Source organism: Vibrio sp. SCSIO 43135 (assembly GCF_023716665.1).
GTDB lineage: Bacteria > Pseudomonadota > Gammaproteobacteria > Enterobacterales > Vibrionaceae > Vibrio > Vibrio paucivorans.
Window position 1 is genome coordinate 2,761,146 of sequence record NZ_CP071859.1, and the last position, 15,618, is coordinate 2,776,763.

11 protein-coding genes and 1 tRNA gene are annotated in these 15,618 nt (G+C 45.9%); 6 read left to right on the top strand and 6 right to left on the bottom strand.

Translation table 11 applies throughout. The annotated features are described in order from the left end of the window. Nucleotides 1–132: 132 nt before the first annotated feature. A tRNA-Leu gene (locus J4N42_RS12250) sits at nucleotides 133–217 on the bottom strand. Between the two features lie 192 nt (nucleotides 218–409). Here J4N42_RS12250 and J4N42_RS12255 point away from each other — a divergent pair. Continuing rightward, a complete protein-coding gene (locus J4N42_RS12255) occupies nucleotides 410–886 on the top strand; it encodes an RDD family protein (protein WP_252028318.1) in 477 nt (158 codons plus the stop codon). Nucleotides 887–929: 43 nt separating this feature from the next. Here J4N42_RS12255 and lptG read toward each other — a convergent pair whose 3' ends face one another. Next, nucleotides 930–2,000: an LPS export ABC transporter permease LptG gene (gene lptG / locus J4N42_RS12260; RefSeq protein WP_252028319.1), complete on the bottom strand. Its 1,071-nt coding sequence runs from the start codon at nucleotides 1,998–2,000 to the stop codon at nucleotides 930–932. Further along, the gene (gene lptF / locus J4N42_RS12265; RefSeq protein WP_252028320.1) at nucleotides 1,993–3,105 is read right to left on the bottom strand and encodes an LPS export ABC transporter permease LptF; all 1,113 of its coding nucleotides are present in this window, start codon (nucleotides 3,103–3,105) and stop codon (nucleotides 1,993–1,995) included. The genes lptG and lptF overlap by 8 nt, the downstream gene beginning before the upstream one ends. A 191-nt stretch (nucleotides 3,106–3,296) precedes the next feature. Between lptF and pepA the strand changes: the two genes are divergently transcribed. The 4 genes from pepA (at nucleotide 3,297) to J4N42_RS12285 (ending at nucleotide 9,230) form a co-directional block, all read left to right on the top strand. Next, nucleotides 3,297–4,805 carry a leucyl aminopeptidase gene (gene pepA / locus J4N42_RS12270; protein WP_252028321.1) on the top strand — a complete coding sequence of 503 codons (1,509 nt, stop codon included), beginning with the start codon at nucleotides 3,297–3,299 and terminating at the stop codon, nucleotides 4,803–4,805. 63 nt (nucleotides 4,806–4,868) lie between these two features. Continuing rightward, nucleotides 4,869–5,318: a DNA polymerase III subunit chi gene (locus tag J4N42_RS12275; RefSeq protein WP_252028322.1), complete on the top strand. Its 450-nt coding sequence runs from the start codon at nucleotides 4,869–4,871 to the stop codon at nucleotides 5,316–5,318. Nucleotides 5,319–5,429: 111 nt separating this feature from the next. Beyond that, complete coding sequence (locus J4N42_RS12280; RefSeq protein WP_252028323.1) at nucleotides 5,430–8,303, top strand: valine--tRNA ligase; 2,874 nt, start codon at nucleotides 5,430–5,432, stop codon at nucleotides 8,301–8,303. 165 nt (nucleotides 8,304–8,468) lie between these two features. Further along, complete coding sequence (locus J4N42_RS12285; protein ID WP_252028324.1) at nucleotides 8,469–9,230, top strand: substrate-binding periplasmic protein; 762 nt, start codon at nucleotides 8,469–8,471, stop codon at nucleotides 9,228–9,230. Here the strand turns inward: J4N42_RS12285 and J4N42_RS12290 are convergent. Together J4N42_RS12290 and rluA are read right to left on the bottom strand one after the other, a co-directional pair. After that, a complete protein-coding gene (locus J4N42_RS12290) occupies nucleotides 9,227–10,201 on the bottom strand; it encodes a D-2-hydroxyacid dehydrogenase (protein ID WP_252028325.1) in 975 nt (324 codons plus the stop codon). The genes J4N42_RS12285 and J4N42_RS12290 overlap by 4 nt on opposite strands. 42 nt (nucleotides 10,202–10,243) lie before the next feature. After that, nucleotides 10,244–10,993 carry a bifunctional tRNA pseudouridine(32) synthase/23S rRNA pseudouridine(746) synthase RluA gene (gene rluA / locus J4N42_RS12295; RefSeq protein WP_286036672.1) on the bottom strand — a complete coding sequence of 250 codons (750 nt, stop codon included), beginning with the start codon at nucleotides 10,991–10,993 and terminating at the stop codon, nucleotides 10,244–10,246. A gap of 165 nt (nucleotides 10,994–11,158) precedes the next feature. On the opposite strand from rluA, the gene J4N42_RS12300 reads away from it, so the two are divergent. Continuing rightward, nucleotides 11,159–12,430 carry an NRAMP family divalent metal transporter gene (locus tag J4N42_RS12300; RefSeq protein ID WP_252028327.1) on the top strand — a complete coding sequence of 424 codons (1,272 nt, stop codon included), beginning with the start codon at nucleotides 11,159–11,161 and terminating at the stop codon, nucleotides 12,428–12,430. A 67-nt stretch (nucleotides 12,431–12,497) separates the two neighbouring features. Here the strand turns inward: J4N42_RS12300 and rapA are convergent, their stop codons facing one another. Continuing rightward, the gene (gene rapA / locus J4N42_RS12305) at nucleotides 12,498–15,404 is read right to left on the bottom strand and encodes an RNA polymerase-associated protein RapA (protein ID WP_252028328.1); all 2,907 of its coding nucleotides are present in this window, start codon (nucleotides 15,402–15,404) and stop codon (nucleotides 12,498–12,500) included. Between the last annotated feature and the right edge of the window lie 214 nt (nucleotides 15,405–15,618).

Genomic DNA, 15,618 nt, shown 5'->3' on the forward strand with positions numbered 1-15,618 from the left:
GAATGAATAAGGGAGCGAGCTAATGATGATAAGGAGGCTTTCATAGGCTATCACGCCCTTTGGGCACTGCACCCTACGAATATACACTGCCTAAAACGACGAAAGGCCGCTATAAAGCGACCTTTCTATGTATGGTACCGGTGGGCGGACTTGAACCGCCACGCCCGAAGGCAACGGATTTTGAATCCGTCGTGTATACCAATTTCACCACACCGGCATCTTAGGGTGTTCCCCTTTGATGTTTGGCATTATACGTAAGAAGCTTAGGTGCGCAAGAGTAAAAGATTGAAAAATCTTTTGTTTGCCGATAATTTCACCACAAATTGGTAAGCTGTGCGTTAGCTCTCTTTAAAGTGTCCCTTTGAGGCATTATTCTTTCGCGCAATTTGAATTAGGTAAGTACTTAACTATGACTCACTCCACCACTCTTCCACCAGCAGGTCTTATGCGTCGCTTTGGTGCTCTTTTCTACGACGCATTAATTGTACTCGCGATTGAAATGATGGCCGCAGGGCTTGTGATTGCGGTTATTTTTGCTCTTAACGCAGCGGGCATTCTCAGTTACGGTGAGTACGGTGATGCGGCTGGTCTTGTGGGTGAACACCCAATAGTAAGCCCACTGTTTACACTATACCTTGCTGCGGTATGGGTTTACTTCTTTGTATTCTTTTGGACCCGCGCTGGCCAAACTCTTGGAATGCGAGCTTGGAAGCTGCAAATTAGAAACGAAGACGCGACACCTATTACTGTTACTCAAGCATTGATCCGCTTAGGGACTTCCGGTTTCGGCCTGGCTAACTTCACCGTACCTTTTGACCCTAAAAAGCGTGGCTTCCACGACATTTGGGCTAAAACTCAAGTAGTAGTATTAAAGAACGCACAATAGAAAAAAGGAGGCTTTCGCCTCCTTTTTCAATAACCGTATTGCTTTATAATTTTCTTCGCAGCAACATTATCGCCACCGATAAGAACACCACACTTGGAGCAACAGCGCCAAATACTGGCGGTATTCCGTACACCAAGCTCAATGGGCCAAAAAACTCACTCGATATGTAGAAAGTAAAGCCTGCGATAACACCAGATAAAATCCTAGCGCCCATTGTCACACTTCTCAGCGGACCAAAGATAAACGATAGTGCCATCAACATCATTACCGCAATCGAGAATGGCTGAGTTATCTTACGCCACAACGCGAGCTCATAGCGTGACGAGTCTTGTTCTGATGCGTCAAGATAGGTGACGTAGTCGTATAAGCCACTGAGCGAGAGTTCTTCTGGTTTAACCGTCACCACAGCAAGTTTGTCTGGAGCTAAAGACGTCGTCCAACGATAAGTCGGCAAAGTATCTTTTGATATTTCAATACCATCACGCATGTCCGTCACTTGAACGTCTTTCATCTCCCATTCGTTATCGGAAATGAAATCGACTTTCCTGGCGTATATAACCGACTCTAAGTTTTTCTCTTCATCGAAACGCCACATGTTCATCTGATGAATTGTTTCGTCTTCTACTTTACCGATAAAGATAAAGTCGTTGGCATCCCTTGCCCACACACCAGTTCTCACTGACATGATATTACCGCCAGATGTGGCAATAGCACGTAAGTCTCGCGCCATTTTTTGAGCTTGCGGTGCGCCCCACTGGCCAAGCAAAGTCACAATGATCATTAACGGTACCGCGGTTTTTAGCACCGACATACCGATGTTGAGTTTAGAAAACCCAGACGCCTGCATTACCACTAGCTCTGAACTCGCCGCTAGCATCCCCAAACCAATCAAAGCACCAAGCAAAGCCGCCATTGGAAAAAACATCTCGATATCACGTGGAATACTCAACACCACAAACATCAACGCTTGGAATAAGTCGTAAGTGCCCTGCCCGACCTTCCTTAGCTGCTCAACATATTTAATGATGGCGGAAAGGCCAACAAAAGTGATCAATACAAGCGAAGTGGTCGCGATAATCGTTCTACCGATGTATAAATCTAGAATCTTAAACACTTGCTTTCGCCACCTTCTTTTGTCTCAACTTATCTTTAAACCTTCTTACTGGAATGCTATCCATGGTGTTCACTCCTATGGCAGCAAGCAGTAAAGCAGCATTAATAGGCCACATGCCGACAATAATTGGAATACTTCCATCTTCAATCGCAGATTTAGTTGCACTGATCGATAAGAAATACGCCAGATAAATCAAAATTGCCGGCCCCATTTTCGCGAAGCGACCTTGGCGAGGGTTCACCGCCGAAAGTGGTACCACCAGCATAGTGAGTAGCGGAATACATAGAACCAAAGAGATACGCCACTGCAGCTCGGCTTGTGCTCTAGGGTCTGGGTTAGATAATAGCGCTAAGGTTGGGATTGCTTCCCAGTCACGTCCTTTCTCTTTTACGCTGCGCTGGCCAATTAGGCCTTCATATTCATCAAAGTCAGTGATTCGATAATCAACTCGTGTCGGTACTCCTTCATAACGAGTACCTTCATACATAGTGATCACTTGGCGACCATCACTGGTTTCTTTGACATCACCATAATTTGAGAACATTACACTTGGTAAGATTGAATCACGCGGACGCAGTTGAGCTACAAACACGTTTTTCAGCTGCTTGCCTTCAATATCATCGATGAATACCACCGAAGAACCATCAGGTGTACGTTGAAAGCTACCCTTTTGCAGCAAGTCCACACTATTCTCGGAAGCTAACTGCTCCATCAGTTGCGCTTCTTTGTCTTGGCTCCACGGAGCCAACCAAAATGAGTTAAACGCAGCCACACAGCCAGTGATTACCGCAAGATATAAGGCAGCTCGTACTAGGAACTTATTTCCGATCCCTGTTGCATTCATTACGGTGATCTCACTTTCCGCATATAGGCGGCCAAAAGTGAGCAAAATACCGATATACAAACTTAAAGGCAGCATCAACAACCCCATCGCAGGCATGTTCAAACTCACGATGGACAGGATCATTCGAGCAGGAATTTCACCATCCGAGGCTTCGGCCAAAACTCGTATAAACTTCTGGCTCAGAAACACTAAAAAGAGCACGAAAAATATCGCAAACTGGCTCTTGAGTGTCTCGCGGATCAAATATCTAACAATAATCACGCTGAAATTACCTATACAAAACTTGTTTTTTTGATTGAATCACTATAATTTCCCGTTGAACCTTTTATTTTTAAAATTTTCACTAACTGTTAGTCTGCTTATTTTAAGGGTAGTTCCTAGTAAGGAATCAACAAGTAAGCCGGCATTATCTAACATTTAGTTCTAAATGTCTTCAGGATGTAGGAGTACGCATGGAGTTCAGTGTAAAAAGTGGCAGTCCAGAGAAACAACGTAGCGCATGTATCGTTGTTGGAGTGTTTGAACCACGCCGCCTTTCTCCAGTAGCAGAGCAGCTAGACAAAATTAGCGATGGCTACATTAGTTCACTACTTCGCCGTGGTGATCTGGAAGGTAAACCAGGGCAGATGCTACTTCTGCATCAAGTTCCAGGAGTGCTTTCAGAGCGCGTGTTGCTGGTAGGTTGTGGTAAAGAGCGTGAACTTGGTGAGCGCCAATATAAAGAAATTATCCAAAAAACCATCAGCACTCTAAACGAAACTGGCTCTATGGAAGCAGTATGTTTCCTTACTGAGCTGCACGTTAAAGGCCGCGATACTTACTGGAAAGTGCGTCAGGCAGTAGAAGCAACCAAAGACGGTTTATACACGTTCGACCAATTCAAGAGCAGCAAGCCTGAAACTCGTCGTCCACTACGCAAGCTCGTATTCAACGTTCCGACTCGTCGCGAGTTAAACCAAGGTGAAAAAGCGATTGCTCATGGTTTAGCTGTTGCTTCAGGTGTTAAGGCTTCGAAAGACCTTGGCAATATGCCACCAAACATTGCGAACCCTGCTTATTTAGCTTCACAAGCTCGCCGCTTAGCCGATGACTACGACACCATCACGACCAAAATCATTGGTGAAGAAGAGATGGAAAAACTGGGTATGACTTCATACCTAGCCGTTGGCCGCGGTTCTAAGAACGAGTCTATGATGTCTATCATGGAGTACAAGGGCAACCCTGATCCAGAAGCAAAACCAATCGTACTCGTTGGTAAGGGCCTGACTTTCGATTCTGGCGGTATTTCGCTTAAGCCAGGTGAAGCGATGGATGAGATGAAGTACGACATGTGTGGTGCTGCATCCGTATTCGGCACAATGAAAGCCTTGGCAAAACTAAACCTGCCAATCAATGTAGTCGCTATTCTTGCGGGTTGTGAAAACATGCCTGGTAGCAACGCATACCGTCCTGGTGACATCCTAACTACTATGTCGGGCCAAACTGTCGAAGTTCTTAATACTGATGCAGAAGGCCGCTTGGTTCTATGTGACGCGCTGACTTACGTTGAGCGTTTTGAACCAGACTGCGTAATTGATGTAGCAACTCTAACTGGTGCGTGTGTGATTGCTCTTGGTCACCACATCAGCGGTGTACTATCGAACCACAACCCTCTTTCTCACGAACTAGTAAACGCATCTGAGCAAGCAAGTGACCGTGCATGGCGTCTTCCAATGGCTGACGAATACCACGAACAACTTAAGAGCCCATTTGCTGATATGGCAAACATCGGTGGTCGCCCTGGCGGCACTATCACTGCTGGCTGTTTCCTATCTAAGTTTGCCAAGAAATACCACTGGGCACACGTTGATATCGCGGGCACTGCATGGAAGTCTGGTGCAGCGAAAGGCTCAACGGGCCGTCCGGTCTCAATGCTTGTCCAATTCCTGCTTAACCGCAGTGGCCAAGAGACCGAGGAATAATCCTCACAATCTTGAAAAGGGCCGCAAGGCCCTTTTTTGTATCTCCTGTATTAGGTATGCCTCATGGCCAATGCGACTTTTTACATCATTAAGCCAGACACACCTCAAGAAACCCCCGAGGGTTTTGGCTTATATGTCATCTTTCTTGCACACCATTTTGCCAAGCAAGGTGCCAAGGTGTATTTGAATTGCAACGATAAGTTGCACGCAGAGCAATTGGCAGAACTACTTTGGCAAGTTGAACCAGAGCAATTTGTCGCCCATAACTTAGTGGGTGAAGGCCCTAAATATGGCACAAACATCGAGATTGGACACCAAGGGCTAAAGCCTTCTTGGAATCGCCAGTTGGTAATAAATTTGGCGGAAAATGAGACAACCTTTGCGAACAAGTTTGCTGAGGTGGTAGACTTCGTCCCTTGCGAAGAAAAAGCCAAGCAACTGGCGCGAGAAAGATATAAAATCTACCGCCAAGCAGGCTATCAGCTACAAACGATCGAAATCGAACACAGCTAGCAGCAACAAAATATGCAACCGGTCAATCCTTATAGTTAAGCTCTCCACTTAGAGAGTTCACTTATAATGATTGACTACGATTACCATCAACGTATCCAGTAAATGAGTACTATGGAAAAGACATACAACCCAACTTCAATTGAACAAGCTTTATACCAAGCTTGGGAAGAGAAAGGCTACTTTAAGCCACACGGTGACACGACGAAAGAATCATACAGCATCATGATCCCGCCACCGAACGTCACTGGTAGCCTACATATGGGCCACGCGTTCCAAGACACCATCATGGATACTCTGATCCGTGCTGCACGTATGAAGGGCAAAAACACCCTTTGGCAAGTAGGTACTGACCACGCTGGTATCGCAACTCAAATGGTTGTTGAGCGTAAGATCGCGGCTGAAGAAGGCAAAACTAAACACGATTACGGTCGTGATGCTTTCATCGACAAAATCTGGGAATGGAAGAACGAATCGGGTGGCACAATCACTAAGCAGCTTCGTCGCCTTGGTGCATCTGTAGACTGGGACCGCGAGCGCTTCACGATGGATGATGGTCTATCTAACGCTGTTCAAGAAGTGTTTGTTCGCCTTTACGAAGAAGACCTAATCTACCGTGGTAAGCGTCTAGTAAACTGGGATCCTAAACTGCACACTGCAATTTCTGATCTTGAAGTTGAAAACAAAGACAAAAAAGGCCACATGTGGCACTTCCGATACCCGCTAGCAAATGGCGTAAAGACAGCTGAAGGTAAAGACTACATTGTTGTTGCGACAACTCGTCCTGAAACAATGCTTGGTGATACTGGTGTTGCTGTAAACCCAGAAGATCCACGTTACAAAGATCTTATCGGTAAAGAGATCCTACTTCCTATCGTTAACCGTCTGATCCCTATCGTAGGTGATGAGCACGCAGATATGGAAAAAGGCACAGGTTGTGTGAAGATCACTCCTGCGCACGACTTCAATGACTACGAAGTTGGTAAGCGTAACAACCTACCAATGATCAACATTCTAACTTTCAACGCAGACATCCGTGATGCGGCAGAAGTCTTCACTACTAATGGTGAAGCTAGCGATGTTTACTCTACTGAGCTACCAGCTAAATACCACGGTATGGAGCGTTTTGCTGCTCGTAAAGCGATCGTTGCTGAGTTTGAAGAGCTAGGCCTTCTAGACGAAATCAAAGATCACGACCTAACTGTTCCTTACGGCGACCGTGGTGGCGTGGTTATCGAACCAATGCTAACTGACCAATGGTACGTGCGTGCTGCACCTCTTGCTGAACCTGCAGTTAAAGCAGTTGAAGATGGTGAAATCCAGTTCGTACCTAAGCAGTACGAAAACATGTACTTCTCTTGGATGCGTGACATTCAAGATTGGTGTATCTCTCGTCAGCTTTGGTGGGGTCACCGTATCCCAGCATGGTACGACAACGACGGCAACGTTTATGTAGGCCGTACTGAAGAAGAAGTACGTGCAAACAACAACCTTGCACCAGTAGTTGTTCTTCGCCAAGACGACGACGTACTTGATACATGGTTCTCTTCTGCGCTATGGACTTTCGGTACTCAAGGCTGGCCTGAGCAAACTGAAGACCTGAAGACCTTCCACCCTTCAGACGTTCTAGTAACGGGCTTCGACATCATCTTCTTCTGGGTTGCGCGTATGATCATGATGACCATGCACTTCAACAAAGATGAAAACGGTAAGTCGCAAGTACCATTCAAGACAGTTTACGTAACGGGTCTAATCCGTGACGAAAACGGCGACAAGATGTCTAAGTCGAAAGGTAACGTTCTTGACCCTATCGACATGATCGATGGTATCGACCTTGAATCTCTAGTAGAGAAGCGTTGTGGCAACATGATGCAGCCTCAACTAGCGAAGAAGATCGAGAAGAACACGCGTAAGACTTTCGAAAACGGTATCGAACCATACGGTACTGACGCACTGCGTTTCACTCTTGCTGCTATGGCTTCTACTGGCCGTGACATCAACTGGGACATGAAGCGTCTTGAAGGTTACCGTAACTTCTGTAACAAGCTATGGAACGCAAGCCGTTACGTACTGATGAACACAGAAGAGCACGATTGTGGCATGTCACTATCTGCAGAAGACCGTGCAAACATGGAATTCTCTCTAGCGGATAAGTGGATTGAATCTCAGTTTGAGCTAGCTGCGAAAGAGTTTAATGCTCACCTAGACAACTTCCGTCTAGACATGGCTGCGAACACGCTTTACGAATTCATCTGGAACCAATTCTGTGACTGGTACCTAGAGCTAACTAAACCTGTTCTTTGGAAAGGTACAGAAGCTCAGCAGCAAGCAACTCGCTACATGCTGATCACTGTTCTAGAGAAGACGCTACGTCTTGCTCACCCAGTGCTTCCTTACATCACTGAATCTATCTGGCAGAGCGTTAAGCCACTAGTAGACGGTGTTGAAGGTGAAACGATCATGCTTCAAGCGCTTCCTCAGTTTAACGAAGATAACTTCAACGCTGAGATCGTAGAAGACATCGAATGGGTTAAGACTTTCATCACGGCTATCCGTAACCTACGTGCGGAATACGACATTGCACCTAGCAAAGGTCTAGAGGTGATGATTAAGGTTGCTAACGAGAAAGACGCAGCGCGTATCGAAGCGAACAAGGTAGTTCTGAACTCTCTTGCTAAGCTAGACAGCCTAACAGTACTAGCTCAGGATGCTGAAACTCCAGCATGTGCGACTAAGCTAGTGGGTCAGTCTGAGCTGATGATCCCAATGGCAGGTCTGATCGACAAAGATGCAGAACTTGCTCGCCTTGATAAAGAAGTGCAAAAAACGCATGGCGAAATCAAGCGCATCGAAGGCAAGCTAGGTAACGAAGGTTTCGTTGCTAAAGCACCTGAAGCAGTTATTGCGAAAGAGCGTGAGAAGCTAGTGGGCTACCAAGAGACACTAACTAAGCTTGAAGAGCAAAAAGCGACTATTGCTGCACTGTAAGACTTGATTAGTTTTCAATATAGAAACACTTCAAAGGCTGGTCACATTGACCGGCCTTTTTTCTATCTAGGTTTCACTAGAACAAGTATTATCTTCTAGGGTTATAGGTAACCAATACCGTGGTAAGTACGAATACCGTAGTAAGCAATAAGACGGTGGTAAGTAATGATAAATTATCGATGTATACTCGGCACGTTAGTACTGATTGCTTCTAACTCAGTCTTTGCATCAAGCAGTGTCGAAACTCCAAACAGTGACAAAATCATTAAAATCGCTGCGGGTGAATGGCCGCCATTTATCGGCGAACAACTTGAAGACTTCGGCCATGTTGGTCACACCATTCAGCAGGTATTTGCCCGTCAAGGCTACTCAGTTGAGTTTCACTTCTACCCTTGGAAACGAGCTTATAAAAAGGCCAGCGAAGGCGAATATGTGGCGACTGCCGTTTGGATGTTTACCGAAGAGCGAACTGAACACTTCATGTTCAGTGATCCCGTCGCGCAAGAACAGTTTGTCTTCTTTCATTTAAAAGAAAATCCATTCCAGTGGCAGTCGCTGAGTAACTTAAAAGGGAAAACACTTGGTGGCGGCCTAGGCTACAGCTACGGTGAAGCACTCGATACTCTGATTAATGATGAACAAGTAACGATAAAGCGAGTTGAGAGCCCAGAGAAAGCCTTTCAGCTACTGAAATACCGCCGTGTAGAGCTTGTACCGGAAGAAAAGCACATTGGTATGTTTGCGTTAAGTAAAATGCCAATCGACACTCAGGAATTGATCACCTACAACCCAAAACCTTTCCTGTCTAATGACAACTTTCTCATGTTTTCTAAAGCGCACCCCGACGCAAAGAAGTTACTTACTATCTTTAATCAAGGGCTTAAGCAATTTAACGTCAGCCAGGATACACCTTCCTTCAAACCTTAAACAACGCGGTTTTGCTCTCTTCCTTCAACAAACGCATCAATGTTATCCATTAGGATATTGGCTAAATTTTGAATGGATGAATCACTTCCCCACGCAACATGTGGTGTTAACAGCAGGTTCGGCATGTCCATATTGGACAATAACGGGTTAGATTCATCAGCAGGCTCTTGAGTAAATACATCCACCCCTGCAGCCGCAATATATCCCGATTTCAGTGCCGTGATTAATGCAGCTTCATCCACCAAACCACCTCGACCAGTATTAATTAAAATCGCATCAGACTTCATTTTTTTCAGCTCAGGCTCACCGATCAAATGGTGAGTCTCAGCAGATAACGGGCAATGCAGTGTGATTGCATCCGATAGCTGTAGCACTAGGTCAAACGGAAGGTAGCCCTCTCTGCACTCGGTAATACCTTTTCGCTCAGCAAAGACAACATTGATGCCAATTGATTTAGCCAAAGCCGCTGTGGCTTTTCCTAGTGCACCACTTCCAATGATTCCCAGAGTTGAGCCCGCAACATCACCAATTGGGTGAGTAAAAAAGCAAAACTGTTTGTTTCTCTGCCACTCTCCCTTCTTGATATCTTGGTGGTATCCCACCAAGTTGCGTCTCAAACTAAACAACATCGCTATCACATGCTCAGGTACCGATTGCGTGGCATAACCTTGAACGTTCGTCACTGCAATTCCATGTTCTTGGCAATATTGGATATCGACGTTGTTAAACCCTGTTGCCGACACGGCAATCAGTTTGAGTTGTGGCAGCTTCTGTAAGGTATTGCGATCGAGCACAACTTTGTTGGTGATTACAATCTCTGCATCTGCCAATCTATTTGCAACAAGCTGAGGGGACGTAAAGTCATACTCTTGCCAGTGATGCTCAAAGCTGGGTTTGGGTAAGGTTATCTGAGTTGGAATGGTCGCTCGATCGAGAAAAACAATGCTAGGTTTCGAGTGAGGTAACGACATTCAATGCTCCTATCGCTACCTCAACCGCATTCATGCTGAGCACTATGCCTTGGGTAGCGTTTTATAATCAGGTAATGTTTCTTCGGCGCTAAAGTGTTGCAAAATTTCCGGTTTGGCTTCGGGATAAAAATCACACGGTACAAAAATTGTCTGCAGCTTATTGGTGTCTGGGTGGTAAAAGCTCAATTCTGCAGCATGCAGTTCCAAACGGTCCGAGAAATCCAGCGCCTCTTGTGTGGCATAGAACTCATCCCCCACTATTGGATGGCCCAGCGCTTGAGTATGCACACGTAGTTGGTGCGATCGCCCCGTGATTGGTAGTAGTCGAACGACACTTGTCTGCGGTTCTTGTTTAACAACGTGGTAGCGAGTTTGTGATGGCTTGCCATGTTCAAAGCACACTTTTTGCCTCGGCCGGTTTGGCCAATCGCAAATCAAAGGCAGGTCAACCTCTCCTTCTCGCTCTTCAAGTTGTCCCCACACTCTCGCATAGTAGATCTTATGAGTAAGCCGATATTGAAACTGCTTTTTCAAAGCGCGTTCTGCATCTTTCGTTTTTGCCAGCAGCATTAACCCTGATGTCGACATGTCCAGGCGATGAACAACTTGGATATCAGGATATTCAACCACTAACCGACTCCACATGCTGTCGTAGTGTTCTGCCAATCTCCCCGGTACGGAAAGCAGCCCGGAAGGTTTATTCACAACCAAAATATGCTCATCTTGGTAAACAATATCGATCCACGGTTCTGTGGGTGGATGATAGTGCTGCATTGCCATACGTTTCTCGATTCTATTTACAATCTGGTCATTATATCAGAGCTATGTTTGTGACCGCAGCTGGTCATCCTAGGATGTTTTAGTTTTTTTCATGTAAACAATATTTAACGCATTGAATACATATGATATTGATGCATTCAATTGACAGAGAAAAAACTAAACATTCAAGGAACATTAATGGAAAGTATTTCCTCCACTGAGCACCAATCTACATACTCAGTATCACAACTCATTCGCTCATTAGGGCCAGGAATCATGATGGCCGCGGCGGCTGTTGGAGGCTCTCACCTCGTCGCTTCCACCAAAGCTGGTGCCATCTACGGCTGGCAACTGGCAGCATTAATCTTACTGGTTAACTTCTTCAAATATCCTTTCTTTCGCGCCAGTATTCAATACACCATGGGGACAGGAGAGAGCCTAGTTGAAGGTTACTCGAAATTGGGGCGCCCCTATTTATGGTTGTTTGTCGCGCTCAGTGTGATTTCAGGCATCGTCAATACCGCTGCACTGCTCCTATTCAGTGCAAGCCTACTCGGTTACTTCATTCCTTTCGAGCTGTCTAACACTGCCTTGTGTCTGATCATACTGGCCACGTGCTTAACGATTTTATTTGCGGGGCATTACAAAGCGCTCGATTCACTCTCAAAGATAATCATGGCAGTGCTAACCATCGCCACCCTAACTGCTGTGGTAATCGCAGTGGGCAACCCAGTCGAAGTCGTTCCTTCTTTTGAAGCCCCTTCTCCTTGGTCTATTGCTGCAATTGGCTTTATCGTCGTCACCATGGGGTGGATGCCAGCCCCTATCGAAATTTCAAGCTTAACGTCAATGTGGCTCAAAAGTCAGCAACGCCACCAAACCGTGACAGCGCGCTCCGCGTTATTTGATTTTAATGTTGGCTACATCGGCACAGCAATTTTAGCGATAGTGTTCCTAGCTCTTGGCACCCTTGTGCTGCATGGCGGTGGTGTGGAGCTGGCTAAATCTGGGGTTGGTTTTTCACATCAGCTGGTTGGCTTATACGCTTCAACCATTGGAGAGTGGTCGCGTTACTTGATTGCCATTGTCGCTTTCTTCTGTATTTTTGGTAGCACAATAACCGTCATTGATGGTTACGCTCGTGTGATCTCAGAATCGCAGCGTTTACTTCGCAAGCAAAACGAGATGAAGCCGAAAGTGACTCAGAGCTGGATGCTAGTGATTTCCTCAGCGGCGCTATCCATCATTGTTTTTTGGGCTTCGGCACTATTGCCAATGCTCGATTTCGCTATGATTCTAGCTTTCATGACGACACCGTTTTTCGCCCTACTTAACTACATCCTGGTATCTAAATCAGCTTTGCCAGAACCGCTAGCAATGACAAGAAAGCTCAAGCTACTCTCAATCGCAGGGTTAGTCTATCTATTCGGTTTTCTTGCCATATTCGTTTGGTGGAAATGGTTGATGTAACTTCCCTCTACACCAGCTATAAAAAAGGCCTTCGTAGTGAAGGCCTTATTGTATGTAGTCTCAATGGTTAGTTATGAGAAACCACAATCAAACGCAGTGAGTCTAACTGTACTTGAGCTTTACTAATATAGCCCGTTAACTCTTTTATCTGATCGTCAATGGCCTCTATTTCTTCGTCACGAATATTTGGGTTTACCGCTTTAAGCGCTTGTAAACGTTCTAGCTCTCCGTTCAAGCTCGCTTGCATCTCTTTTTGTGCTTGCTCACGCACATCATCAACACGTTGCGCTATTTGAGCGTCGCCAGCTTCAATCAACTTGTGCACATCATTTTGCACCGAGTTGACCAGTTTGCTTGCAAGGTGGCGATTCACCGGGCTGAGTTGACGGTTAAAGCTATCAAACTCTACTTGTGAAGACAGATCATTACCGCGAGCATCCATCATCAAACGAATTGGTGTTTGCGGCAAGAAACGGCTGATACCACTGCGCTTTGGTGCTTGGGCATCCACAACGTAAACCAGCTCGAGTAAAATAGTCCCGACTGGCAAAGCTTTGTTTTTCAGCAGGGAAACCGCAGACGTACCCACGCCTTCGCTCATTAGAAGGTCGATTCCGCCTTGAATCATAGGGTGCTCCCAACTGATGAAGTTCATGTCTTCACGGGATAAAGCAGTTTCTCTATCGAAAGTAATAGTGGCACCTTCATAAGGCAAACCCGGGTAGCTCGGCACCATCATGTGCTCAGATGGTGTAACAACCAGTGCATTTTCACCTTTATCGTCTTGGTTTAGGCCAATAGTGTCAAACAAGCTTAGTGCGAAAGTGACTAGGTTTGTGTCGCCATCGGTTGCTTCGATGGTCTCAACAATCTTCTGCGCTTTTTCACCGCCGTTAGAGTGCATCTCTAACAAGCGGTCGCGGCCTTGCTCCAACTGTGACTTCAGCTCTTTATTCAGCTTGGCAGATTCGTCGATCACACTGTCCAGCTGCTCAATATCACCAGATGACAACATCTCAATCAAAGCATCCGAATATTTGTCGTAGACAGCTCGTCCTGTTGGGCAAGTTTCGCGGAATGCGTTAAGGCCTTCGTCAAACCAACGCGCCAGTATCGCTTGAGCGGTACCTTTCAAGTAAGGCACATGGATATCGATATCTCGCTTTTGGCCAATACGATCTAAACGACCGATTCGCTGCTCTAACAAATCAGGGTTGAAAGGTAAGTCGAACATCACCAGTTGATTTGCAAACTGGAAGTTACGTCCTTCCGAACCAATTTCACTACATAGCAATACTTGTGCGCCACCTTCTTCCTGAGCAAAGTAAGCCGCTGCTTTATCTCGTTCAAGAATCGACATGCCTTCATGGAAGACGGTCGCACGGATACCTTCACGCTCTCGCAGAGCTTGCTCCAATTGCAAAGCGGTATTGGCACGAGAGGCAATAACTAGAATCTTCTCACTGCGCTTATCTTTTACTTTTTCGATCAGCCAGTTAACCCGCGAATCAAATTGCCACCAGCTTGCGTCATCACCTTCAAACTCTTGGAAAATCTCTTCAGGATATAGGTTTTTCAGCGCCCTTGCTTCGGGTGCAATCTTGCCACCAATTAGGCCAGAAACACGCATAGACGTGCTGTATTGCTGTGGAATATCCATCGGCATTAAATGCACATTGCGCTGTGGGAATCCTTTGATCGCAGCTCGTGTATTACGGAACAGAACTCGGCCAGTACCGTGACGATCCATCAGGTTATCGATCAACTCTTGGCGTGCAGCAGCTTTCGCCTCTTCATCTGAGTCACTCTCAATAATACGGAACAGGGGCTCAACATCCTGTTCAGACAACAGCTCGGTAATTTGGTTTTTCGCTTCATTTTCCAACGTTAAGCCTGAAAACAAAGCCGTAACAGAATCGGCGACTGGTGCGTATTGCTCTTCTTCTTGAACAAACGCGTCGTAGTCGTAAAAGCGGTCCGAATCGAGTAACCGTAGCCTAGCAAAGTGGCTTTCACGACCAAGCTGCTCAGGTGTTGCGGTAAGCAACAATACGCCCGGTGTTTTGTCAGCTAAGCCTTCAACCACTTGGTACTCACGACTTGGATTGTCTTGGCTCCACTCTAAATGGTGAGCTTCATCCACTACGAGTAGGTCCCAGTCACCTTCCAGTGCTTGCTCAAAACGTTTGCGACTCTTTCGCAAGAAATCCAGTGAACACAAAACATATTGTTGAGTATCAAACGGGTTATCCGCTTCAGCAAATGCTTCGACACAGCGCTCTTCGTCAAAGATTGAGAAATGCAGGTTGAAGCGGCGCATCATTTCCACCAACCACTGATGCTGCAGTGTTTCCGGAACAACAATCAAAATACGTTCTGCGCGGCCAGCTAAAACCTGCTGGTGAATAATCATGCCTGCTTCGATGGTTTTACCTAAACCAACTTCATCAGCAAGTAATACACGTGGAGCGTGACGACGACCAACTTCATGAGCGATATATAACTGGTGTGGAATCAATCCTGCGCGCATGCCACATAAACCACGCATCGGACTTTTGTGCTGCTCAAACTGATTGGTTAAAGCGCGGTAACGCAACACAAAGTTGTCCATACGATCTATCTGGCCTGCGAACAACTTGTCTTGAGGCTTATTAAATCGGATTTGATTGCTAAGCATGATTTCACGTAGAGCAGCTTGTTCACCGCTATCGTCACGCTCACCAAGGTAAGTCAGAACACCTTGGTCTTCTTCCACCTGTTCGACAGTCAATGACCAACCTTGTTGGCTTTCCACTACATCACCAACATTAAATGTTACTCGGGTAACCGGAGCATCGTTACGTGCATAAACACGGTTTTCTTCAGATGCTGCAAACATCAGCGTTACGGTGCGAGCATCCAATGCCACCACGGTACCTAAACCTAAATCGCTTTCCGTATCACTTATCCAGCGTTGCCCCAAAGCAAATGTCATGAATTGACTACCTCTTATAATTTGTATCTTTTATCTTAGCTGTTCTTTTATGCGCCATTTTGCAAGGCAACTTCTAATCATAATAGCCAGAAGCACAGGCGCAGAAAAAGGTCGCTAATCTTACTTGAAGCTGTGATACAGGTCACGTGATAACGGGGGATTTTTTCCCAGAACTTCGCCTGCCATCAAACTGTAAGAAAGCAGTGCCTATTGT

Coding starts and splice junctions, on each gene's coding strand:
- J4N42_RS12285 (WP_252028324.1), top strand. CDS start 8,469: ATGATAAATTATCGATGTATACTCGGCACGTTAGTACTGATTGCTTCT.
- rapA (WP_252028328.1), bottom strand. CDS start 15,404: ATGACATTTGCTTTGGGGCAACGCTGGATAAGTGATACGGAAAGCGAT.
- J4N42_RS12280 (WP_252028323.1), top strand. CDS start 5,430: ATGGAAAAGACATACAACCCAACTTCAATTGAACAAGCTTTATACCAA.
- J4N42_RS12290 (WP_252028325.1), bottom strand. CDS start 10,201: ATGTCGTTACCTCACTCGAAACCTAGCATTGTTTTTCTCGATCGAGCG.
- J4N42_RS12255 (WP_252028318.1), top strand. CDS start 410: ATGACTCACTCCACCACTCTTCCACCAGCAGGTCTTATGCGTCGCTTT.
- J4N42_RS12275 (WP_252028322.1), top strand. CDS start 4,869: ATGGCCAATGCGACTTTTTACATCATTAAGCCAGACACACCTCAAGAA.
- pepA (WP_252028321.1), top strand. CDS start 3,297: ATGGAGTTCAGTGTAAAAAGTGGCAGTCCAGAGAAACAACGTAGCGCA.
- J4N42_RS12300 (WP_252028327.1), top strand. CDS start 11,159: ATGGAAAGTATTTCCTCCACTGAGCACCAATCTACATACTCAGTATCA.